This is a genomic window from Kitasatospora sp. NPDC096204 (assembly GCF_044763205.1).
Classification (GTDB): Bacteria; Actinomycetota; Actinomycetes; order Streptomycetales; family Streptomycetaceae; genus Kitasatospora.
In genome coordinates, this window is record NZ_JBIWFT010000055.1 from 18,343 (window position 1) to 40,878 (window position 22,536).

Genomic DNA, 22,536 nt, shown 5'->3' on the forward strand with positions numbered 1-22,536 from the left:
TTTCGTGGGCGCCCGTTCCGCGCCCGTATTCCGTCACCGAACACCGAACGCGCGCCACGCGCCTGGGGGTCGCTCGATGTCCGTGCCACGCCGCCGCCGTCGCCGTCGCCTGCCCGACGAGGTGCGCGCCGCCGCAGTCCGGGCGGTGCTCTGCCTGTCCTTCACCCTGGTGGGCGTCGTGGTGGCCACGCTGGCCTCGTACGCGGGCAGTTGGCTGCTGACGCCGGCGCTGCTGGCGATGGGGCTCGGGGTGTTCGGCACCATGTGGTGCCTGCTGGAGATCCTGATCTCCCGCCAGATCGCGGCCCAGCGGATGCGGGCACCGGGCTCCGCGTACCCGATGGCGGGCAGCAGGCCGCCGTCCGGGCCGCCGGCCCCGCGGCCGGCCCCCCGGGGCGACTCCTCCTCGGTCTACCGGCAGCCGTACGAGTCGCCGCAGCCGTACGGGCCGGGGCAGCAGCGGCCGCAGCAGGCGCCGTACCAACAGCCGTACCAGCAGCAGCCGTACCAACCGCCGCGCCAGTCACCGCAACAGCCGCCGCGCCAGGCCAGGGTGCAGACGAACCACCCGTAGCGCCGGGCGAGCCGGTCAGCGCCGGACCGGCAGCGCCCGGTAGTGGGTGGTGAGCCGGCGGTCCCCGTCCAGGACGTGGAAGGCCAGCATCGGCGGGTGGTCGAAGGAGATGCCGCGCCCGCCCTCGCAGGGCAGCGTGACGGTGGAGACCACGCCGGGGGCGATCAGCAGCGGCAGGCCGGCGAAGGTGGTCGCCGCGGGGGTGTGCGAGTGGCCGCAGAGCAGGGCGGCCACCCGGGGGTGTCGGCGCAGCACCCGCGCCAGCCGCTCCTCGCCGAACTGCCGGATCGGGTCGACATTCGGCAGGTGCAGCTCCACCGGCGGGTGGTGGAAGGCCACCAGGGCGGGCAACTCGCCGCGACCGGCGCCGAGTTCGGTGTCCAGCCAGTCCAGTGTGCGCTCGTCCAGCAGGCCGTCGTCCCGACCGGGCACGGAGGAGTCGAGCATCAGCACGTCGGCGCCCGGCAGCCGGTGCAGCCGGTTGACCGACTCCTCCCCCGGCTCCTCGCCCAGCAGCACCTCCCGGTACGGCGAGCGGCGGTCGTGGTTGCCGGGGCAGGTGAGCACCGGGTGCCGGGAGGCGAGCACCTCGACGGCCTCCCGGTACTCCTCCGGGAGGCCGTGGTCGGCGAGGTCACCGGTGACCAGCACCGCGTCCAGCGGGCCGGGCAGGGCGTCGAGGTACGCCATCACCTGCTCGGCCCGCCGCCGGGCGCGCTTGCCGCCGTCCCGGCCGTGTACCTGGCCGAGGTGGATGTCACTGAGGTGCGCGATCGTCAGCATGCCCGTCACGCTAGTCAGTTCACCGCCGTACCGGAACCTCCCGCCCCCGGGCGGGAACCTCCCCCGCGAGGGAACCTCCCGCCCGTACGGGATCCGTCACGGCTGGGCGGGAACCTCCGCGGGGCGCTTGAACATCCGGGTGGCGGTGATCTCGCCGTGGATGGCCGGGCCGTCCGGGTCCGGTGCGGCGGGAAGGCCCGGGCGCAGGTGCTCCTCGACCGAGATGTACTTGAGGCCGGCGCGCAGGTCGGCGTCGTTGCGCAGGCGGATCACCAGCGGGAACTCGGCGAGCGCGGTGGTGTCGAACAGGCCGGTGGTGTAGATGAGCTGGACGCCGAGCGCGTCCGCCACGGCCCGCTGGAGCTCCAACAGGTAGGTGGCGTTGGCGCGGCCGATCGGGTTGTCCAGGAACAGCGTGCCGGCGTGCCGCAGCTGGGACTGGCCGCGGTCGTTGGCGCGCAGCGCGGCCATCGTGCAGTAGAGCGCGATGGCGGCGGTGAGCAGCTGGCCGCCGGAGAAGACGTCGGACATCTGGCCGACGCCGACCCGCTCGGCGCGCAGCACCGCGTCGGGCTTGAGGATCTCGACGCTGACGCCCTTGGGCCCGATCGCCGCGGCGACCCCGCGCAGCAGCAGGGACATGCCGTCGCGGCGCAGGTCGCTGTTCTTCTTGACGGCGGCCCGGGTGGCCTCGTCGATGACCTCGCCCAGGCGCTCGACCAGGGTGGCGTGGTCCGGGTCCTCGAATCGGATCCGGAGGAACTCCTGGCCGGACCACTCCCCCAGGCCCTCGGGCAGCCGGGACAGCCGCTGGGCGGCGCGCAGGGTGGTGAGCGAGGACTCGACCAGGCCGCGCAGCCGGTCCACGATCGAGCCGCGGTTCTTCTCCAGCTGGGCGAGCTCGTCGGTGAGCACCCGCAGCCGGGGCGCGAAGGCGGCGGCCCAGGCTGCGGCGTGCTCCGGCAGCGCGGAGGCGGGCAGTTCGCGGATCTGCTGGCGGGCGGGGGTGCGGACGGCCTCGTAGCGGGCCGCGTTGGCGTGCCGGACCAGGGCGTCGGAGGCGTCGCGGACGGCGAGTTCGGCGGAGGACAGCTCGCCGGCGGCGGTGCGCAGGGAGCGGCGGGCCTCGGTGGCGCCGTTGCGGGCCTCGGCCAGCGAGCCCAGGTACGGCTCGACCGGGTCGTCCGGGTCCTCCTGGTGGTCGCGCAGGCCGTCGCGCAGCTGGCCGGCCAGCTCGTCGAAGTCGGCGGCGGCGGCCTGGGCGGTGTCGAAGGTGCGCTGGAGGTCGGTGTGGGCGGTGCGGGCGGCGTCCAGGGCCTCGCGGCGCTCGGCGAGGCGGCTGGTGGCGGTGCGCAGCAGGACCTGGGCGTGCTCCGGGTCGGTGGGGACGAGGTCCTCGGGCAGCTCGGTGTGCGCCTCGCCGTCGGCGGGGGCGGAGCGCTCGGCCTCGCCGCGCAGGCGGCCGAGCTGCTCGCTGGCGGTGGCGGAGCGGGCCTCGATGGTGGCGACCAGTTCCTCGGCGCGGGCGGCGGCGGCCTGGCGGGCCGGGCCGTCGGCGCCGTCGGGGCTGCCGAGGAGTTCCTCGGCGCGGGTGCGCACCTTGTTGGTGAGGCGGTCGAGTTCGGCCGCGGCGGCGGCCTCGTCGCCCTCGGCGCGGGCCTGTTCGGCGCGCAGGTCGGCGCCGACGCCGACCTTCTCGTACAGCTGGGAGGCGGCGCGGTAGGCCTCGCGCAGGGCGGGAAGCGCGACGGGGGTGGTCTCGGCGGGCTCGTCGGCCTGCTCGGCGGCGGGGATCTCGGCGCGTTCGGCGCGCAGCGCGCGGGCCGTGCGGCGGGCGTCGTCGGCGGCGCGCTGGGCGGCGCGGCGGTCCTCGTCGCAGGTGCGGGCGCGTTCGGCGCACAGCGCCTGGCGGCGGTCGCACTCGGTGGCGTCCTCGGCGAGTTCGCGCTGGCGGCGGGCCCAGTTGCCGCGCTCGCGCAGCCGGAACGCGAGGCCGGAGAGGGCGTCGGCGCGGCGGCGGGCGCGCTGGGCGGCCTCGCGGTGCTCCTCGTGGGCGGAGGCGGCCGCGGCGTGGTCGGTCTCGGCCTCGTCGTGGTCGGCGCGCAGGGTGGCCAGGGCGGCGGCGGCCTGCTCGGCGTGCTCGCGGGCGGCCTCGGCGGCGGCGGCGAGTTCGGCGAGGGTGCCGGGCGGGCAGCTGGCGTGCCAGGAGGCGAGGCGGGCGGCGAGGGCGCGGTCGGCGCCGAGGCGGCCGGCCAGTTCGCGGATGTGCTCCTCGCGGGCGCTCGCCCGGGCGCGCAGTTCGCGGCGCTCGCCGTCGGCGGCGGACTCGTCGTGCATGGCCGGGTTCGGCGGCACCAGGAAGAACGCGGGCTGGTCGGTGATCGGGGCGATCAGCGAGGCGGCGGCGCCGACGGCCACGGTGGAGCGCGGCAGCAGGGCGGCGGCCTGCAGGGCCTCGCGGGCGCGCTCCAGCGACGACGGGTCGGTGACGACCACGCCGTCGACCAGTTCCGGGCGGGCGGCGAGGATCGCCTCGTGGTCGGCCGGGTCGACGGACTGGGCGAGGTAGCGCCAGCCGGGCAGGGCCGGGATGCCGTGCTCGGCGAGGTACTCGACGGTGGCGAGCACGTCCGGGCCGGGCGGCAGCAGGCCGCCGTCGCCGAGGGCGGCGAGGATGCGGGAGTCGTCGGCGGCGGCCGTACGGAGGTCGAACAGGGTGCGTTCGGCGGTGGCGATGGACTCGTCGAGGAGCTCGCGCAGGTACTCGGCGTTGCGGTCGAGCACGGCGGGGGTGAGGAAGCCGGCGTCCTCCTCGGCGTCCTCCTGGTAGGGGGTGAGGGAGAGCAGGTCGGCGAGGCGCTCCTCGGTGGCGAGCAGGGCGGCGGTGCGCTGCTCGGCGGCGAGGGCCCGGGCGGCGTCCTTGCGGGCGTCGCCGGCCCGCTCGGCGGCGAGTTCGGCGCGCGAGGTGGCGGCCGCGGCCTCGCGCAGCCGGGTGGCGGCGGCCTCGGCGGCGGTGCGGGCCTGGGCGAGCCCGGCGGCGGCGGCCTTCTCGACGTCGGCGGCGTGCAGCGCGGCACGGGCCGGGTCCACGTCGCCGTCGGCGTCGATGAAGCCGGCCGAGACGGCGGCCTCGGTCTCCTGCTCGACCTCGGCGAGGCGCTGGCGCAGGTGTTCGGCCTCGCTGCGGGCCTTCTGGGCGGCGGTGGCGGCCTCGGTGGCGTCGGACTGCGCCTTGCCGCCCTCCTCCTGGAGTTCGCCGGCGCGCTCCTCCTCGGTGTCGGCGCGGGACTCGGCGGCCGCGGCGGCGGCCTCCAGGGCGCGCGCCAGGGCGGTGGCGGCGCGGGCCCGGGCGGCGAGCGCGGGGGCGGCGTCCAGTTCGGCCTCGCGGATGGCGGCGGCGACCCGGGCGACCCGGTCGGCGGCGGCGCGCTGGCGCAGCACCGCCTCGGCGGCCTGCCAGGCTGAGTGCAGGGTGCGGGCGTCGATGAGTTCGCGGCGCAGCGCGGCGGCCTCGGCGGTGGCCGCGGTGAGGCTCAACGTGGCGTGCCGGTGGGTGAGTTCGTCGGTGATCAGGCTGTGCCGGGTGCGGTCGGCCTCGGCCGCGGTGACGGCGCTCGCGGCGGCGGCGACCTCGATGGCGAGGTCCTGGGCGCGGTCGCGTTCGGCGGTGGCGCGGGAGGCGAGGGCGTGGGCGAGGCGGCGGGTGCGGCGCTCGGCGGTGCGGTGGGCCTCGCGGACGGTCTCGCGGGCGGTGGTGGCTTCGGCGATGCGCTCCAGCAGGTCCAACGACCCTGCCGTGAAGTCGCGTTCGGCGGTGAGTTCGGCGCGGCGGCCGAGCTTGGCGGCGAAGCCGTGCACGAGGTCGGCGAGGCCGTCGGTGTCCCGGGTGTCGGTGACGGCGCGCAGCAGGAGGTCGGTGAAGTCGCTGTCGTGCTTGACCGCGAAGAGGCCGGCCGCCTCGCCCTCGTCGGCGTTCATCTCGCGCTGGTAGCGGAAGAGTTCGGGGTCGAGGCCGAGTTCGCCGAGGTGCTCGGTCCAGCGGTCGTGGCCGTCCTCGAAGACCAGGTCGAGGTGGGGGTGGGCCTTGCCGGCCTCGGTGAGGGCGTCGCGGAAGCCCTTCATGGTGCGGCGGCGGCCGCGGGCCTTCTGGTCGCCGGCCAGGCTGACCCGTTCGGCGACCGGCAGCGAGTCGAGGGTGAGGCCGGGGCCGGGGCGGAAGGAGTACCACGTCTCGGCGAACTTGCGCGGGTCGGAGGAGACCTGGCGGCCGCGCCACTCGCTGACCTTGCCGACCACGATCAGCTCGCCGGTGACGGTGTGCTGCCACTCCAGGGCGACGTGGCCGCAGTCGTCGGCGAGCAGGAACTTGCGCAGCACGCCGGAGCTGGCGCCGCCGAGGGTGTTGCGGTGGCCGGGGAGCATGACCGAGAAGATCAGCTTGAGCAGGACGGACTTGCCGCCGCCGTTCTCCAGGAAGAGCACGCCGGCCGGGGCGGGGCGGCGGACCGGGCCGTCGGGGTCCTCGCCGAACAGGCCGATCTGCTGCGGGGCCGGGTCGGCGACCGGCTCGCCGACGCCGCGCAGGTCGAGCACCGTGTCGGCGTAGCGGGCGCCGGCCGGTCCGATCGAGTAGAGGCGGACCCGGTTGAGCTCGTACATGTGCGGCGGTTCTCCGTGGCTTGCGTGGCGTGAGGGATGGGCGGCGGGCCGGATCGGGGCGGGTGGGCCGCGGCCGGCGCGGTGGGCTCGGAGCGGGTGGACTCGGAGCGCCGGGGCTCAGAGCGAGTGGAACGGCAGCCCCGCGTCGGCGACCAGTTCGTCGCCGGTGTCCGGCGGCAGCAGGCTGGCGGTGCCGTCGGAGACCGGGACGATGCCGAGGTCGAGCAGTTCGGCCATGGCCGCGCTGCCCGCCAGGTCGCGCACCTGGAGCTGGTAGCGGGCGGTGGTGCGGTAGGTGCCGCCGGAGTCGTCGGACACCTTCTGGAGGAAGCCGGAGTCGACCAGGAACAGCACGGCCTTGGCCACGATGCCGATGGTGGAGCCGGAGAGCCGGCGGGCGTCCTTGGTGGCGCCGGTGGCGGTGCGCCGGGCCCACACCCGCCAGGCGGCCTCCAGGCCGGGGGCGTCGGAGGCCGGGTCGGTGTTGGCGCCCTCGGCGTCGGCCTGCTCCTCGAGGCGGCGGCAGGCCTGGCGGACGAAGGAGTCGACGCCGTTGACGGTGATCCGGCCGAGGTAGCCGTCGTCGGCGAGGTCCTCGGGGCGGGGGAAGGCCATCGCGGCGACGGCCAGGTGGGCGAGGCCGTGCAGGAAGCGGTCGGTGGACTCGGAGGCGGCGCGGCGCGAGTAGTCGCCCAGCCGGACGGCGAACAGCGAGTCCTCGGCGGCGGCCACGGCCATGCCGGCCCGCGGGGAGACCTCCAGGACGACCAGGCCCATGCCGGTGGCGATGGCGTCGGCGAGCCGGGCGAACGGCGGGTCCTCCCGGTGGCGGCGGACCAGTTCGGCGTACTCGGCGTCCCGGGCGGGCAGCAGCTTGGCCTGGAGGCCGAAGGAGACCAGCCGGGCGGCGTCCGCGACGTCCGCCGGGGTGATCGGCGCGGGGGCCGCGGGTTCGCTCTCGGCCGCCCAGGACGTGTCGTGGTGGGTCGTCACGGGCGGTGCTCCTCGGGGGTGGCGCGGTGGTTACGGTTCGTCAAGGTCGTTCCGGCGGGTTCGGTTGCGGCGAGGTCGTTGCGGCGGGGCCGGCTCCGGCGGGGTGTGCCGCCAGGCCGGTCAGCCGGCGTCCTTGCGGTCGGCGGCCATGCCGACCGCGTCGAGCAGGGCGCTGCCGACGATCAGGTCGGCGCCGCCGAACTCCGGGTCGCGCAGCGGGGTGCCGTCGTCCACGGCGAACAGCAGCCGCTCCTCGCCCTGGCGGTAGGCGGTGCCGACGGGCGGGCTGGCCGCGTGCACGGCGAGCAGGGCGACCAGGTACGGCAGGTCCGGGTCCTGCTTGCGGGCGTCGGCGAGCAGGCCGGAGAGCCGGCGGGGGGCGTCCGGGGGCAGGTCGAGCAGGACCATCGCGGACTCCAGCTGGGCCTCGGAGAACCGGCTGTCGTCCGGGGTGGCGACCAGGTCCGGGTCGGGCAGCTCGGCGCCGAGGTGCTCGCGCTCGACCGGCGGGGTGAGCAGTAGGTCGACCAGGTCGGCGACCCGGACCGAGACCGGGGTGCGCAGGCCGGCGCCGCGGGCGAAGAACGCGCCGGTGGGGCGGACGGCCTGCTCTATCGGCAGCCGCAGCACGGGGGCGAGCAGCTGCCCGTAGAGGTCGATGCCGCTGCGGGCGCCGGGGGTGGCGAAGGCCTGCCGGTCCTGTTCGGCGCGGAACAGCGGGCCGGCCTCCAGCAGGCGGGTCTGGAGCTGGGTGTGGCGGCGGATGCAGTCCTTGACGATGTCGACCAGTTCGGCGGCGCGGCGCTTGTGCTCCGGGTCCTCGGCCTCGTCGCGGGCCTTGCGGATGTTGGTGAGAATCGCGTTCTCGTGCCGGTAGCGGTCCGCGATGTGGTCCAGCGCCTCCTCGATGAGGTCGGGGATGGCGCGCATCCAGTCGACCGCGCGGACGTTGCGGCGGGTGGCGTCCAGGGCGCGGCGCAGCGTCTCGGCGTACTGGACGGTGCGGTAGCGGGCCTGCTCGGCGGCGAGCTGGGCGTCGGCCAGGCGGCCGCGGCGGATCAGCACCTCCAGCTTGACCTCGGCGGCGATCTGGGCCGAGGTGACGTCGGTGTCGAGCGCGCCGACCAGGACGTTGACCGCCTCGTCGGTGGTGCGCAGGTAGACGCCGCCGTCGGGGCCGGGGACCTCCTCGATCAGCTTGAAGTCGTAGTCGCGGCGGATGTACTCGCCGTCCGCGCCGAAGGTGCCGTAGACGGCGCGGAAGCCGCGGTCCACGCTGCCGACGTTGATCATCGACTCCAGCACCCAGCGGGCGACCCGCTCGTGCTCGGTGGCGGGGCGGTCGACGGCCTGGGCGGCGACCCTGGGCAGCAGCCGGGCGAGCACTGTCTCGCGGTCGGCCCCGGTGTCGAAGTCCATGTTCAGGGTGACCAGGTCGATCGCGGCGAGGCCGACCTCGGCCATCGCGTAGCCGCCGTACTCGCCGGCCAGGTTGACCTTGCGGTTGTCCAGGTCGTGCAGCGGGGCGGTGCAGGCCAGCGCCTTGAGCCGGCGGGCCAGGCCCTCGTCGGCGGCGGGGCCCGGCGCGGGGCGCGCGGCGGCGGCCGGGCCGGCGGGCGGGCGGAGGCCGGGCTCGATGGGCGGGTCTGCGATGGCGGTCACGGGGGACAAGATTAGAGGTTCGCACCGACATCGACCGAAACGGACCTTGCGGGCGGGCGGAGCAGCAGGTGGGCGGCGGTGCGGGTGACCGATTCGGAACGTCGTTTCGACGGAATTCCGCCATTCCCGAACTCGTATTCGAGAAAACCGTGAGGGCGGCGCGTTGGTTCGGTGATGATCGACCCATGATCACCCGACTGGCCAAAGCGAGCCTCGCCGCCGCGCTGTCCGTGACCACCCTCGCCACCGGCGCCGTCCTCGCCACCGGTGCGACCGCGACCGCCGCCCCGGCCGACACCCCGTCGGCCTCCGCCCAGCACGTGACCGTGTCACAGAGCGGGAACTACCCCGGCGGCTTCTTCACCACCGGCAACATGTCGGTGGGCTGGACCACGTCCGGCACCGCGGACCTGACCGGGCCGACGCACATCACCCTCGACCTGCCGCCGGGTGTCACCACCGACGGCGCGATGTTCTTCCCCACGCCGCCGGACTACACCTTCACCACGGCCCTCTCCCCCGACCACCGTCACCTGGAGGCCGTGTTCACCGCCACCCGGGCACCCGGAAGCTACAACTTCATGAAGCTCAACCTGGCCACCACGCCCGGCGTGCCGATCGCCGGCGCGATCATCGCGACGGTCGCCAACCCGAACGACACCGACCCGACCGGGCACATATCCGGCTACGACCTCGTCAGCAAGAGCCACCTGCCGGCGACCGTCCAGGCCGCCCCGGCCGTCACGGGCCTCGACACCGTCACCGGCCCGGCCGCGGGCGGCACCGCGGTGACCGTCAGCGGCAGCAACCTGGCCAACGGCATGGTGCTGGTCGGCGGCCTCCCGGCGCCCGGCCGCTGCACCGACACCGCCTGCACGGTGACCACGCCCGCGGGCTCGGGCAGCGCCCCGGTCAGCGTGGTCACGCCCGGCGGCACGGCCGCGGCGCCGGTCACCTTCGACTACACCGGCACCCCGCCGACCCCGGCCGCGCCGACGATCAACAGCCTGTCCCCCGCCTCCGGCCCGGCCGCCGGCGGCACCCGGGTGGTCGTGTCCGGCAGCAACCTGACGTACGGGACGGTGGCCTTCGGCGGGGTTCCGGCCACCCACGTCTCCTGCGGCGCGTCCGCCTGCACGGCCACGGCCCCGGCGGGCACCCAGCCCGGACCGGTGGGCATCACCGTCACCACGCCGGGCGGCACCAGCGCGCCGGCGACGTACACCTACACGGCGTAGCGGCCGTCCGCACGCCGCGCGCGGCGTGCCACCCCCATCGGTGCCCGGGTTCCACGGAACCCGGGCACCGGTGCGTTCCGGCTGCCGCCCCGCCCCTCGACAGGCAAGTTGAACATGTTCAAAAGATGGGTCTAGAGTCGGTTCCGCGCAGGCGGCACAAGGCTTCGCCTGTACTTCGGCATGCTCGGCATGCTCGGCATGCTCGGCACGGAGGGGTGCGAGATGGACGATGACCCGGCGGTCATCCTTCGCAAGGTCCGACGGTGGCTCTGGTTCTTCCTGGTCTGCCTGGTGCTCAGCGGTCTCACCGCGTTCCCGCTGGAGACCGAGACCCGCTGGCTGGTCGACTTCGCCTCCGGGCCGGCCGCCCCGCTGAGCGACCGCGTCCCCGCCGCGACGGCCTGGCTGGAGCGGGTTCACACCGGCCTCGTCGAGACCGACGAGCGCTACCCCTTCCTCGCCTACGGCACCGACTGGCTGGCCTTCGCCCACCTGGTGATCGCCGCCGCCTTCTGGGGCCCGCTCAGGGACCCGGTCCGCAACATCTGGGTGATCCGCTGGGCCGTGCTCGCCTGCGGCGCCGTCATCCCGCTGGCGCTGGTCTGCGGTCCGCTGCGCGGGATCCCGGTGGCATGGCGATTCATCGACATGTCGTTCGGAGTCTTCGGCGCCATACCGCTGCTGATCGTGCTGCGGGCGCTGCGGCCGCTGGAGCGCGCCTCCCGGGAACCGGCGCCCGCGCGCTGACACGAGCCGGGCCCCGGCCGCGCACCACCCCCCGCGCCGCCGCCCGGGGGCGTGCACTCCCGGGCACACGCCGCGGCGCCCGCGGGGCTCCGGGTCACGGGCAACGGCCTTCATCCGCAGGCCCTACCATCTGGCTCAACAGCTGCTGGGAGGCGGACGGGCGTGGCCGATGCGGTGATCGATCTCAATGCGGACCTCGGCGAGGGGTTCGGACGCTGGACCCTGACCGACGACGAGGCGCTGCTGTCCGTGGTGACCAGCGCCAACGTCGCCTGCGGGTTCCACGCCGGGGACCCGTCGACGATGCGCCGGGTCTGCGCGCTCGCGGCCGAGCGCGGTGTCCGGATCGGCGCCCAGGTCTCCTACCGCGACCTGGCCGGCTTCGGCCGCCGCGCCATGGACGTGCCCCCGGAGGAGCTCGCCGACGAGATCGCGTACCAGATCGGCGCCCTCCAGGTGTTCGCCCGCGCGGCCGGCTCCAAGGTCTCCTACGTCAAGCCGCACGGCGCCCTCTACAACCGGGTGGTCGGCGACTCCGAGCAGGCCGAGGCCGTGGTGGCCGGCGTGCTGCGGGCGGGCGCGGTCTGCGACGGACCGCTGCCCGTGCTGGGCCTGCCGGACTCGCTGCTGCTGGAGGTGGCCGAGGGCGTCGGCCTCCCGGTGGTCGCCGAGGCCTTCGCCGACCGCGCGTACACCCGCACCGGCGCCCTCGTACCGCGCCGTGAGCCGGACGCGGTGGTGCACGACCCGGAGTCGGTCATCACCCGCGCCGTCGGCATCGCCCGGGACGGCATGGTGGAGGCCTCCGGCGGCGAGCGGGTCCCCGTCGAGGCCCGCTCGCTCTGTGTCCACGGCGACACCCCCGGGGCCGCCCAGCTCGCCTGGCGGATCCGCGGCGCCCTGGCCTCCGCCGGGCTCCGGGTGGAGGCCTTCACGTGACGGTCCGGGCGGTGCACCGGGTCGGCGAGCGGGCCCTGCTGGTCGAGCTGCCCGGGACGCCCGAGGTGGCGGCGCTCTACGGCTGGCTGAGCGAGCGCCGGGAGGCGGGGGCGCTCGGCACGGTGGAGGAGCTGGTACCGGCCGCGCGCACCCTGCTGCTGGACGGCGTCGCGGACGTCGACGCCGTGGCGGCGCTGCTGCGCACCGCCCGTCCGACGGCGGCCGGGGCGGCGCCCGGGCCGCCGGTGGAGGTCCCGACCGTCTACGACGGCGCCGACCTGGCCGAGGTCGCCGCGCTGTGGGGGGTGTCCGTGGAGGCCGCCGTCCGGATCCACACCGAAGCCGAGTACGTCGTCGCGTTCTGCGGCTTCGCCCCCGGCTTCGGGTACCTCACCGGCCTCCCGGCCCGGTACGAGGTGCCGCGCCGGGCCACCCCGCGCAGCTCCGTCCCGGCCGGCTCCGTCGCCCTGGCCGGGCCGTACACCGGCGTCTACCCGCACCCCTCCCCCGGCGGCTGGCAGCTGGTCGGCCGGACGGTGCTCACCCTCTGGGACGCCGACCGGGAGCCGCCGGCCCTGCTGGCCCCGGGCACCAGGGTCCGCTTCACCGCGGAACGGGCGTAGGACGTGCCCGACGGTTCCCGCCGGGCGGGCGACGCCACTTGTCGGACAAGCCCTGAGGGGAGCCGGAGTTGAACGAGCTGGTGGTGGAACGGCCAGGACCGCTGACCACGGTCCAGGACCTCGGGCGGCGCGGGGTCGCCCACCTCGGGGTGCCGAGGGCCGGGGCACTGGACGAACCGGCGCTGCGGGCCGCCAACCGGCTGGTGGGCAACGGCCCGGGGGCGGCCGGGCTGGAGACCACGCTCGGCGGGGTCGCGCTGCGGGCCGTCGGGACGGTGCTGGTCGCCGTCACCGGCGCGCCCTCGCCCGTACGGGTGGACGGGCGGCCGGCCGCCTGGGGTGCGCCGGTCGTGGTGCCGGCCGGGTCCGTGCTCGAGGTGGGGGCGGCGACGGCCGGGGTGCGCGGCTACCTGGCGGTGGCGGGCGGGATCGCCGTGCCACCGGTGCTCGGCAGCCGCTCGGCGGACCTGCTCTCCGGGCTCGGGCCGGCCCCGCTCGCCGCCGGGGACCGGCTGCCGGTCGGCAGCCCGCCGCCGTACCGGGCCCGGCCCGAGCTGGTGCCGCTGCCCGCTCCCCCGGCCGAACTGGTGCTGCGGCTGCGGCTCGGACCGCGCGCGGACTGGTTCACCCCGGAGGCGGTGGCCCGCCTCGGCCGCGACCGGTACCTGGTCTCGCCGACCGGCAACCGGGTCGGGCTGCGCACCGAGGGCCCGCCGGTCGCCCGCGCCCGGAACGGTGAACTGCCCAGCGAGGGCATGGTGTTGGGCGCGGTGCAGATACCGCCGGACGGGCAGCCGGTGGTGTTCCTGGCCGACCACCCGACCACCGGCGGCTACCCGGTGGTCGGCGTCGTGCCGACCGGCGACCTCCCGGCCGCCGCACAGGCCCGGCCGGGGACGCCGGTGCGCTTCGTGCCCCTGCGGGGGCGCTGAGCGGGAACGCCGAACGGCGCGAAGGCTCCGCGCTCAGCGCCCCGACAACACCTCGGCGACGACCCGTTGGTCCGGATCCAGTCGCTCCGCGCCCTCCTCGACCGCCCAGAGCGCGTTCTGCAGCACCCGGGCGAGCGTCCAGGCCGCCGCCACCCCGCGGTCCAGCTCCAGCGCCTCCGTGAGCAGGTCGAAGCGCCGCCGCAGCGCCCGGGCCGGGTCCCCGGTGGCCACCAGGTCCGCCCAGCGGTTGCGCAGCGCCGGGAGCAGCTCGAAGCCCGGGTGGCCGGCCAGCGGCTTGGGGTCGATGGCCAGCCAGGGCGCCCGGCCGCTGCCCGGGAGCGGGGCCAGCACATTGCCGTAGTGCAGGTCCCAGTGCAACAGCCGGTCGCCGGGGTCGGCGCGGACCTCGCACAGGGCGGCCGCGCAGTCGGCGAGCAGGCGACGCTCCGCCGGGTCGGCGAGGGCGGCGACGGCCGCCGGGGCGCGGTCCAGTAGGTCGCTCGCCGTACCCGCCAAGGTCCTTAGCCCGTACGGCGCCTGATGCTGCGTCAATTCCCTGAGCAGTTCGGCGATCACGGCCAGCGCCGCGAGGTCGTCGGGCAGGGCGACCAGCGAGCGCGCCGGGTCCAGCCGCTCCAACAGCAGGGAGCCGGTGGCCGGTTCGTGGTCGAGCAGCCGGACGGCGCCGTGGCCGTCCCAGGTCCGCAGCGCGATCGGTTCGCCCACCGTCTCCTCGTCGACGGGCTGGAGCTTGAGCACGGCCGGCGACCCGTCGACGCGAAGGACCGGCAGCACCAGCCCGACCACGCCGTGCGCGACCGGTCCGTCCGGGCGCAGCTCCCAGCGGTCGAGCAACTCCTCGGCCAGGGCGGGCAGTCGGGCCGCCCAGGCGCGTCCCTCGGTGCCGAGGAACTCCTCCAGGGACGCGGCCAGCGCGGGCGGGACCTCGACGGGCATCGGGGCGGGCTCCTCTCGGGTGGTCCGCCCCAGCCTACGGCGGGCGGCCCGCTCGGTCCGCCCGGCTCGGCCCCACCGCACCGCGATCGCCTCCGCTCGGCCCCCGCTCAGTCCTGCCCGAGCGCGGCGGCCGCGGCGGCCGCGAAGCCGTCCGGGTTGTCGAGCATGATGTTGTGCCCGCAGTCCGGCACCGCGACCACCCGTACGCCCGCCGCGCGCAGGGCGTCGGCACCCGCCGGCTCGCCGTCCGCCGCCGGGTGGAGGAAGGTGCGCGGGAGGTCGAGCCCGAGCAGCAGCTCCCGCATGGTCGGCACGGTCGCCCGCGCGAGGTAGCGGGCGCTGCGGTGGAGCGCCTCCGGTCCGGCCAGCCGCATGGTGGACCACCAGAACGGGCCGACCCGCTCGGCGACTTCGTCCCGGCCTCCGGCCAGGAACTCCTCCTCGGCGTAGGCCGCGATGCCACTGCTGCCGGGGTGGCTCCGGTCGGGGTCGATCCGGTCCAGGTTGGCGTCCACCAGCAGCAGCCGCCGGACCAGCCGAGGGTGCCGCTGGGCGAGGACGATCGCGACCGCCCCGCCCATGCTGTGGCCGACCACCTCGACCCGGTCCGCCCCGGCGGCCGCCACCGCCGCCGCGACCGCGTCCGCGTGCTCCTCCAGCGTGTAGCCGAAGTCCGTCGGCCGGTCGCTGAGGCCGAAGCCGAGCAGGTCCAGCAGCAGGGAGCGCCGACCGGCGAGCAGCGGGTGGGCGGCCGCGGCCGCGAAGTAGGCCGGCGAGCTGGCGCCGAGCCCGTGCAGGTAGAGCCGGGCCGGCTCGGCACCGGGCAGCTCGACCCAGCGGATCCGGTCGCCGTTCGGGGTGACGGGTGTCTCGCGCATGCTCGCTCGCTCCTGTTCCAAGGGGATGCCGGTTCCCGAGGGGTCCGGCGGACGACGAGGACGATACCTCGAATTCGAGGTATCGCGATAGCGAGATACCCATGCTCCGAGGGAGAGATCTGAGAGAGTGGCCCCATGCTGAAGCTCGCGATCCTCGGGTTCCTGTACGACCGCCCCCTGCACGGCTACGAGCTGCGCCGCCACCTCGCCGCGCTCACCGGTCACGTCCGCCCGATCAGCGACGGCACGCTCTACCCCGCGATCAAGCGTCTGGAGGCCGACGGCCTGCTGGTCCGCGAGACCGAGCCGGGCAGCGCCGCCGCGCCCCGGCACACCCTGCACCTCACCGAGGCCGGCCGAGCCGCACTGCTCGACCGGCTCCGCGAGCCCGAGGCGCTCGACGTCAGCGACGAGAACCGCTGGTTCACCCTGCTCGCCTTCCTGCGGCACCTCGCCGACCCGGCCGCCCAGGCCGCCGTGCTCCGCCGCCGGCTGGCCTTCCTCGCCGAGCCGGCCAGCTTCTTCTACGAGGGCGACCGCCCCGTCGGCGCCGAGGAGTTCACCGACCCGTTCCGGCGCGGGCTGCTGCTGGTCGCCCGCGCCACCACCGAGGCCGAACTCGCCTGGCTGCACGCGACCCTGGCCGAGCTGGAGGGCGACGGGCGGCCGGACGCGCCGTAGACCGACCCCTCGAACACACCTCGGCCCGAACGCACCGCGACCCGCACGCGGCCGGTGCGCCGCCCGAACGGGCCGCGCCCACAACGCGCCGCGGCCCGTGCCGACCGTCGAACGGTCGGCACGGGCCGCAGGCGAGAGTCTCCGGCACCCCGGAGCGGGATCAGTGCCCGTGGTAGGCGTGCACCACGGCGTGGCCGCGCCCCCGGCCGATCATCCACTTGTTGACCGGAACGGTCAGCACGAAGGCCAGCGCCAGCGAGCCGGCCAGCGCCACCCAGAACAGCAGGTCGCCGAGGCCGGCGTCCATCGCCCCCGGGACGGTGACCATCACGGTGTTGTCGATCAGCTCCATCACCAGGATCGACACGGTGTCGGCGGCCAGCGCGACCTTGACCGCGGCACCGACCTCAAGACCGGCCTTCAGCACCCCACGCATGGTCAGCGCGTAGCCGAAGACGAACGCCAGCAGGATCGAGAGCACCACGGTCGCCCCGTTGTGGAGACCGAAGGCGGTGCCGAGCACCATGCCGAGGATCTCGCCGACGGCGCAGCCGGTGAGGCAGTGCAGGGTCGCCTGCGCGGCCGTCCGCCAGCCGGCGCCGCCACCGGCGTGGGCCTGGCGGTGGCCCGCGTGGTCGTGCCCGTGGTGCTCGGGATGCCCGTGGCTCCCGTGAGCGGCCTGCCCCCGGTCGGCGTGCTCGTGGTGCCCGTGCTGCGCGGGGTGCGCCATGTCGTCCTCCACTTGCTCCGGCGCCCTGTCGGACGCCCGCTTCTCTCGCTCCGTCGACGCCGAACATATACCCCCATGGGGTATGCGGCAACCCCCTCCCGACGCCCTCTTCCCCCCGCACACCCGGCCGTGTTCCGATGAACGGCATGGCATCTGAGCGACGCGAGGGTTACGAAGGAACGGGCGCGGGCCCGATCACCCCGGACGGCTGCGCCGTCGAGGTCTGGAGCCGCCTGCCCGTGGGCGACGCCCCCGACGTGATCGAGGCGGCCGTGCCGCCCGGCGCGCGCATCCTCGAACTCGGCTGCGGCGTCGGCCGGATGACGCACCCGCTGGCCGACCGCGGCTTCACCGTGACCGCCGTGGACGAGTCCGCCGACATGCTGGCCCGGGTCCGCGCCGACGTCCGCACGGTGCGCAGCCCGATCGAGGGGCTGGACCTCGGCGAGCACTTCGACGTCGTCATGCTCGCCTCCTTCCTGGTGCACGCCGGTGACGTGACGGTCCGCCGGGGCCTGCTGGAGACCTGCCGCCGGCACGTCACCGAGGACGGCTGCGTGCTGGTGCAGCGCGAGGGCGAGGACTGGCACCTGAACGTGCCGCGGGAGAGCTCGATCGGCCCGGACGCCCGGGCCCGGATGGTCTCGGCCACGCCGGTCGGAGACGGCGTCAACTCGGTCCGCTTCGAGTACGACTTCCCGGACGGAACCTGGTCGCAGACCTTCCTGTCCCGTCCGCTCAGCACCGAGGCGTTCGAACGGGCGCTCGCGGAGGCCGGCCTGGTGGTCGAGCGCTACCTGACCGCGGACCGCACCTGGGTCCGGGCGCGGCCGGTGCTCTAGCGACCGTCTTTCCGGCGACCGACACCCCCTGCGCCCTTCCGGCCACGGCAGTGCACCTGTGCGCAAAGCCGGAACAAAGGGTGAACAAAGAACCGTTACCTTCACCCCGTACCATCAGCCGCGCGCCTGGCTCGCGCGCGGCCCGTGGGCCCGGCGGGTCATGGCGGTCCCGAACGCCCTTCCGACCCGCAAGGACCCGCCCATGCCGCCCCTGCCCCACGCCCGACCGATATCCCCGGCGGGTGCCCGGTGATCAACTGGTTCCACGGGGCCGTCCTCGGCCTGATCCAGGGGCTCACCGAGTTCCTGCCGATCTCCTCCAGCGCCCACCTGCGGGTCTTCTCCGCCCTGTTCGGCTGGGACGACCCCGGGGCGGCGTTCACGGCCGTCACCCAGCTCGGCACCGAGACGGCGGTGCTGATCTACTTCCGCAAGGACATCGCCTCGATCATCAAGACCTGGGTGCTGTCCCTGTTCCGCCCGGCCCTGCGCTCGGACCCGGACGCGCGGATGGGCTGGTTCGTGATCATCGGCACCCTGCCGATCGGCATCCTGGGCAAGCTGTTCCAGGACACCATCGAGACCCACCTGCGCGACCTGCGGATCATCGGCACCACGCTGATCGTCTTCGGCCTGATCCTCGCCTTCGCCGACCGCACCCGGGCCGTCCGCCGCGCCCGTCCGATCACCGACCTGACGCTGCCGCACGCGGGCGTCTACGGCCTCGCCCAGGCGCTGGCGCTGATCCCGGGCGTGTCCCGCTCCGGCGGCACGATCAGCGCGGGCCTGCTGCTCGGGTACAGCCGGGAGGCCGCGGCCCGCTACTCGTTCCTGCTCGCCATCCCGGCGGTGCTCGCCTCGGGCGCGCTGGAGCTGTTCAAGATCGGCGAGGGCCCGGCCCCGGCCTGGGGGCCGACCATCCTGGCCACCCTGATCGCCTTCGTGGTCGGCTACGCGGCGATCGCCTGGTTCCTGAAGTACATCTCGAACAACAGCTTCATGCCGTTCGTGGTCTACCGGGTGCTGCTCGGCATTCTGATCATCGGGCTGGTCTTCGGCGGCGTCCTGACTCCGGACGCGGGCGCGGTGAAGTAGATCGAAGCGGGACCGGGTCGAACCGGAATCCGCTCGGTCCGGCACCCGACCGAACTAGAACCGGGTTCCAAAAACACGGACCCGCGGAAAGCGAGTGGGCCGGGACACCGACACGGTGTCCCGACCCACTGAACGTTGAGGACCCGGCCTGTCGACGCGACGACAGGCCCTAACGCCCGAACTCCCGGGCGGCGGTCAGTCGGCCGCGTACGGCGGCGTGGACCTCGGCCTCCTCGGCCGGGTCGGCGGCGAGCCTGCGCAACCGCTCCAGCACACGCGCGTCGCCCGTGGTGGCGACATGGCGCGCGGCGAGCTCACGCGTGGACTCCTCGCAGTCCCAGAGGCACTCGACGGCGGGCCCCTCGGGAAAGTGCACGTCGGTCGCGGCCAGCGCCTGGGCGGCGCGGCGGCGCAGTTCCGAGGAGGCGGCCTCCCCGTAGATGTGGCGCAGGACCGGTACGGCGTCGGCGGCGGCCAGCCGCCCCGCACCGTCCACCAGCGACCCGAGCCCGGTACCGCTGACCCCGCGCACGGAGATCCAGCGGCGCAGCCCGGCCACCACCAGCGGCGCGTCGGCCGGCTCGCCGGCGTCGGCGAGCAACTGGACGGCGGCCTCGCCGAGCGCGCTGTCGGCGCCGCCGCTGGCCGGGTCGGCCCAGCGGCGGGCGTGTGCCAGCACCTCCGGGCCGCGCATCCGGCCGAGCAGTTCCAGGGCGGCCCGGACGATCCGGTCGTCCACGTCCGCGGCGGCGGCCTCGATCAGCTCGACGGCTGCCGGGTCGCGCTGGTCGACGAGGTAGCGCAGGGCGGCCCGGCGGGCGCCCGGCAGGCCGTCGCGGGCCGCTTCCAGCAGCAGCGGGCGGTCCTCCGGCCGGACCACGGCGGTCAGGCAGCGGGCGGCCGCGGCGGCGCGGCGGTCCACCGCGTCGGGGCCGGACTGCGCGTCGCTGCCGCGGGCGGGCTCCGGGCGGGCGTCGGGCCGGCCCAGGAAGGCGCCCACGCCGAGGCCGCCCAGTTCGCCCTGGTCGGCCCAGGCCAGCACGTCGGCGGTGGACCACCCGGGGGTGACGCCGCTGCGGTTGACCTGGCGCTGCCACAGGTCGAAGGGTGACTGTTCGCTGGCCGCCGCCACTCTGGGGTGGTAGGCCGCCCACAGCCGCCAGGGCCGGGGCTCGTACGCGTTGCGGATGAACTCGCGCAGCTCGGCGTCGCCCTCGGGGCCCGGCGCGAAGCGGTCCAGCACGGCGGTGCCGAGCAGCAGCAGGCCGCGGTCGTCGTCGCGCAGGGCGAGTTCGTCGAGGGCCCAGGACCAGTTGGCGCCGGTGGCGGCGTACTCGCGCAGCATCAGCAGCGCGTCGCGCCGGCCGTACGCGGCGAGGTGGCCCAGGACGGAAAGGGCGAGGCCGGTGCGGCTCTCGTCGTCGGTGATCAGGTCCTCGGCGGAGTGGAGGTGGTCCTCGATGCCTTCGAGGGGGGCTTCCAGCTCCATGTAGATGCGCGCGTAGTAGAGGGACCGGCTCTCGACCTGCCAGTCGGCTCGCGGGTCCCTGGTGACGCACTCCTCCAGCGCGGCGATGGCCTCGGCACGGTCGGCGGCCAGCGCGTGGAGCTGCCCGTCTCCGCGACCTCTCTGCAGGAGGCCTAGGAGGCTGGCACTGGGTGCTATCACTGGCTCGAACATGAGGTCAGCATCCGTTGCGGCGGTCGTAGTGGCAACGGGATTTCCGTCGCCGGGGTCTCTGGTCGGTACTGCGGTGGGCGCCCGGGCGCCGGAATCACCGAAGGTTACCGCCTCGGGACCCCGTCCGCACACAGGGCGACGGAGGCTCCGGCCACAGTGGCATATGCCAGAGGAACTTTGCCTGCGTTCTGTCCAAATCGCCCGCACGGGTGACGACGCTGTGCGACAGTTTCCTCACTGTCCGAACGACCCGCCCACCGCGGGCCGCACCCGAGCGATGGGCCCGCCATGACCATGCCCTTAGCCGCCACCCGCCCGCCGGGAGCCGCCACCGTGGACGGCGCCCCGACAGGCGGGAGCGGCGCGCCGGGCGCCGGCCGCGGCACCGCGGCGAACGCGGGCGGCGGCGACGGCACGGGTGACACCGACAGCGGAACGGACGGCAGAGTGGACGGCACCGCACAGGAGCCGTCCGGCCCGTACCTCGGCGACGGCGGCGACCACCACGGGATCGACGACGGCCTGCTCGGCTCCGCCGAATGGGACCTGCTGACCGACGGGATCCGCTGGAGCCGGGAGACGTACCTCATCCTCGGCTGCGACCCGGCCCACGGCCCGCTCAGCCTCGACCGGCTGCCCGACCGCCTCCCCGAGGCGGACCGGCCGCTGCTGCGGCGGATGATGACCGACGCCCTGGTGCACGGCCGCCACGCCGCCGGCACCCTGCGGGTCCGCCGCCCCGACGGACGGCATCACGGCGTCGAGTGCGCGGGCGAGCCCGTCCTCGGCACGGACGGCACCGTCGTCGCGCTGCACATGCTGCTCCGCCCGGCCCCGCCGGTCTGAGCCGACGCCCCGCCCCGGCACGCCCCCCGGGGGGACCCGCTCCCGGGCCCGCACGCCCGGGGCGCCCCCGGCCCGTCAGGTCAGCCGAGGCCGGTTCTTGGCGTCCGCCGTCCGCAGCGCCCGGCCCAGCTCCTCCCGCAGCTCGTCCACCACCGGCAGCCCCCGGTACTGCGCGGTCAGCCGGTACATCTCGCGCAGCCGGTCCCAGGTCCGGTGCGAGGAGTTCTGGCCGATCAGGTTCATCACCATCTTGGCCTGGAACTGCGCCGCGTCCGGCTCGCCGGTGATCAGGTGCACCGAGGCCAGGGTGATCCGGTCGAACAGCGCCGAACGCAACTGCCCGGTGCCCTCCCGCAGGGTGATCACCCGCTCCGCGTGCCGGCGGGCCTCGGGAGCCGCCCCCGGGTCGTGCTCGGAGAGCGTGCGCAGCACCAGGGCCTGCATGCCGCGCAGTTCCGCCTCGTCGAAGACCTGCATCCACGAGGGCGGTGGCTCCGGCGCCTCCTCCCCGAACAGCTCCTCGGCCTCCCCGAGCAGCCGGTAGGTGTCCTGGGAGTGCCCGATCGAGGCGTGCGCCCACGCCTCGACGGTGTTGAGCATGGCGCGCGTTCTGGGCGCCGGCCGCCCACCGGTCGCCTTGGCCGCCGCCATCAGTTCGAGCGCGTCGTCGGCCCGGCCCAGGTGCACCATCTGCCGTGCGGCCCGGGAGATCGCCTCGCCGGCCCGCGGCCGGTCGCCGGCCTCCTTGGCCGCGTCGGCCGCGATCATGAAGTACTTCTGGGCGGTGGGCTCCAGGCCCACGTCGTGCGACATCCAGCCCGCCAGCACCGCCAGGTTGGCCGCGACCAGCCACAGCCGCTGCTCCACGGCGGGGGCGTGCCGGTGCGTCAACAGGCCGCCGACCTCGTTCAGTTGACCGACCACCGCCTTGCGCTGCAAGCCGCCGCCGCGGGCCGCGTCCCAGGCCCGGAACACCTGTACCGAGTGCTCCAGCGACTCCACCTCGTCGAGCCCGACCGGGCCCGCGTCGTACACGTCCACCGCCGGGCGCGCTCCGCTCCCGGTGACCACCTGTCGTGGCCCGGGGACGGAGGCCGCGTACGCGACCGCGTCCCCGGACAACCAGCCCTTCAGCGAGTCGGCGATGACCGCCCCGGCCGTGAGCGCCGCTCCGGCACCCACCAATCCACGTCGGTTCAGCATGAGGTCCATTCCCGTGAACTCGGTGAGGACCGCGGCTGTTCGATCCGGCGACCACGGCACTGCTGCGGACGCGTCCGCCCCGGACCTGGTGGGCCGGTGTCGTTCCAGACCGAGGTCCTCAGTGGTGACGACACGTCCGAGCCGCTCCGTGAACACGGCCGCCAACACCCTCGGCACCGGATCGCGCGGGATCTCCCCCTGCTCGATCCAACGCCTTACCCTCGACGTGTCGGTGGACAGCTGCAGCTGCCCCATCGCGGCACCCCGACGGTTGACCAGCCGCGCCAGCTCGCCCTTCGACCATCCGGTCAGGACGAACAGATCGGCCAGTCGGGTGTTGGGTTCCCTGCTCAACGAAGCCCCCAGGTTCCTCGGCTGATCCGAGGCTAGAGGCTCCGGCGAGCACCGGGCGAGCATTCGCCACCGTTCGCCAGGGCCCGCCAGACTACAAAGCCAGTGCCCGACGGGTGTGT

The 22,536-nt window shown here is 75.3% G+C and carries 19 protein-coding genes; 10 read left to right on the plus strand and 9 right to left on the minus strand.

Features of this window, described 5'->3' with window-relative positions; all coding sequences use genetic code 11:
* Positions 1 to 76 precede the first annotated feature (76 nt).
* On the plus strand, positions 77 to 574 hold the full coding sequence (locus tag ACIQ87_RS36990; protein WP_402415903.1) for a hypothetical protein: 498 nt from the start codon (positions 77 to 79) through the stop codon (positions 572 to 574).
* A gap of 15 nt (positions 575 to 589) precedes the next feature.
* On the opposite strand, the gene ACIQ87_RS36995 is transcribed toward ACIQ87_RS36990, so the two are convergent.
* From ACIQ87_RS36995 to ACIQ87_RS37010, 4 genes are all read right to left on the minus strand, one after another.
* Entirely contained in the window at positions 590 to 1,357 is a 768-nt protein-coding gene (locus ACIQ87_RS36995) for a metallophosphoesterase (protein WP_402415906.1), read from the minus strand.
* Positions 1,358 to 1,453: 96 nt separating this feature from the next.
* Positions 1,454 to 6,016, minus strand: a complete 4,563-nt coding sequence (locus ACIQ87_RS37000; RefSeq protein WP_402415908.1) for a hypothetical protein — start codon at positions 6,014 to 6,016, stop codon at positions 1,454 to 1,456.
* Between the two features lie 117 nt (positions 6,017 to 6,133).
* Positions 6,134 to 7,009, minus strand: coding sequence for a hypothetical protein (locus tag ACIQ87_RS37005; protein ID WP_402415911.1), 876 nt, complete (start codon positions 7,007 to 7,009; stop codon positions 6,134 to 6,136).
* A gap of 120 nt (positions 7,010 to 7,129) precedes the next feature.
* Positions 7,130 to 8,647, minus strand: coding sequence for a hypothetical protein (locus ACIQ87_RS37010; RefSeq protein ID WP_402415958.1), 1,518 nt, complete (start codon positions 8,645 to 8,647; stop codon positions 7,130 to 7,132).
* Between the two features lie 209 nt (positions 8,648 to 8,856).
* Here ACIQ87_RS37010 and ACIQ87_RS37015 point away from each other — a divergent pair, with 209 nt between their 5' ends.
* The 5 genes from ACIQ87_RS37015 (at position 8,857) to ACIQ87_RS37035 (ending at position 13,150) form a co-directional block, all read left to right on the plus strand.
* Entirely contained in the window at positions 8,857 to 9,909 is a 1,053-nt protein-coding gene (locus ACIQ87_RS37015; RefSeq protein ID WP_402415914.1) for an IPT/TIG domain-containing protein, read from the plus strand.
* 222 nt (positions 9,910 to 10,131) lie between these two features.
* Positions 10,132 to 10,656 (plus strand): hypothetical protein, encoded by a 525-nt coding sequence (locus tag ACIQ87_RS37020; RefSeq protein WP_402415915.1) that lies wholly within the window; start codon positions 10,132 to 10,134, stop codon positions 10,654 to 10,656.
* A 174-nt stretch (positions 10,657 to 10,830) separates the two neighbouring features.
* Complete coding sequence (locus tag ACIQ87_RS37025; protein ID WP_402415961.1) at positions 10,831 to 11,595, plus strand: LamB/YcsF family protein; 765 nt, start codon at positions 10,831 to 10,833, stop codon at positions 11,593 to 11,595.
* A complete protein-coding gene (gene pxpB / locus ACIQ87_RS37030) occupies positions 11,592 to 12,218 on the plus strand; it encodes a 5-oxoprolinase subunit PxpB (protein ID WP_402415917.1) in 627 nt (208 codons plus the stop codon). The genes ACIQ87_RS37025 and pxpB overlap by 4 nt, the downstream gene beginning before the upstream one ends.
* A 68-nt stretch (positions 12,219 to 12,286) precedes the next feature.
* On the plus strand, positions 12,287 to 13,150 hold the full coding sequence (locus ACIQ87_RS37035; RefSeq protein ID WP_402415920.1) for a biotin-dependent carboxyltransferase family protein: 864 nt from the start codon (positions 12,287 to 12,289) through the stop codon (positions 13,148 to 13,150).
* 33 nt (positions 13,151 to 13,183) lie between these two features.
* Here the strand turns inward: ACIQ87_RS37035 and ACIQ87_RS37040 are convergent, their stop codons facing one another.
* Entirely contained in the window at positions 13,184 to 14,107 is a 924-nt protein-coding gene (locus ACIQ87_RS37040; protein ID WP_402415923.1) for an aminoglycoside phosphotransferase family protein, read from the minus strand.
* Between the two features lie 107 nt (positions 14,108 to 14,214).
* Positions 14,215 to 14,985, minus strand: a complete 771-nt coding sequence (locus ACIQ87_RS37045; RefSeq protein WP_402415926.1) for an alpha/beta fold hydrolase — start codon at positions 14,983 to 14,985, stop codon at positions 14,215 to 14,217.
* Positions 14,986 to 15,120: 135 nt separating this feature from the next.
* Here ACIQ87_RS37045 and ACIQ87_RS37050 point away from each other — a divergent pair, with 135 nt between their 5' ends.
* On the plus strand, positions 15,121 to 15,666 hold the full coding sequence (locus tag ACIQ87_RS37050) for a PadR family transcriptional regulator (protein ID WP_392883906.1): 546 nt from the start codon (positions 15,121 to 15,123) through the stop codon (positions 15,664 to 15,666).
* Positions 15,667 to 15,826: 160 nt separating this feature from the next.
* On the opposite strand, the gene ACIQ87_RS37055 is transcribed toward ACIQ87_RS37050, so the two are convergent.
* The gene (locus ACIQ87_RS37055; RefSeq protein WP_402415929.1) at positions 15,827 to 16,396 is read right to left on the minus strand and encodes a DUF4396 domain-containing protein; all 570 of its coding nucleotides are present in this window, start codon (positions 16,394 to 16,396) and stop codon (positions 15,827 to 15,829) included.
* A 146-nt stretch (positions 16,397 to 16,542) separates the two neighbouring features.
* Between ACIQ87_RS37055 and ACIQ87_RS37060 the strand changes: the two genes are divergently transcribed.
* Positions 16,543 to 17,238 carry a class I SAM-dependent methyltransferase gene (locus tag ACIQ87_RS37060; RefSeq protein ID WP_402415932.1) on the plus strand — a complete coding sequence of 232 codons (696 nt, stop codon included), beginning with the start codon at positions 16,543 to 16,545 and terminating at the stop codon, positions 17,236 to 17,238.
* Positions 17,239 to 17,490: 252 nt separating this feature from the next.
* Positions 17,491 to 18,333 carry an undecaprenyl-diphosphate phosphatase gene (locus ACIQ87_RS37065; RefSeq protein WP_402415963.1) on the plus strand — a complete coding sequence of 281 codons (843 nt, stop codon included), beginning with the start codon at positions 17,491 to 17,493 and terminating at the stop codon, positions 18,331 to 18,333.
* Between the two features lie 169 nt (positions 18,334 to 18,502).
* Here the strand turns inward: ACIQ87_RS37065 and ACIQ87_RS37070 are convergent, their stop codons facing one another.
* Positions 18,503 to 20,014, minus strand: coding sequence for a HEAT repeat domain-containing protein (locus ACIQ87_RS37070; protein WP_402415935.1), 1,512 nt, complete (start codon positions 20,012 to 20,014; stop codon positions 18,503 to 18,505).
* 288 nt (positions 20,015 to 20,302) lie between these two features.
* On the opposite strand from ACIQ87_RS37070, the gene ACIQ87_RS37075 reads away from it, so the two are divergent.
* Positions 20,303 to 20,860 carry a PAS domain-containing protein gene (locus ACIQ87_RS37075; RefSeq protein ID WP_402415938.1) on the plus strand — a complete coding sequence of 186 codons (558 nt, stop codon included), beginning with the start codon at positions 20,303 to 20,305 and terminating at the stop codon, positions 20,858 to 20,860.
* Positions 20,861 to 20,935: 75 nt separating this feature from the next.
* Here the strand turns inward: ACIQ87_RS37075 and ACIQ87_RS37080 are convergent, their stop codons facing one another.
* Positions 20,936 to 22,417, minus strand: coding sequence for a hypothetical protein (locus ACIQ87_RS37080; RefSeq protein ID WP_402415940.1), 1,482 nt, complete (start codon positions 22,415 to 22,417; stop codon positions 20,936 to 20,938).
* Between the last annotated feature and the right edge of the window lie 119 nt (positions 22,418 to 22,536).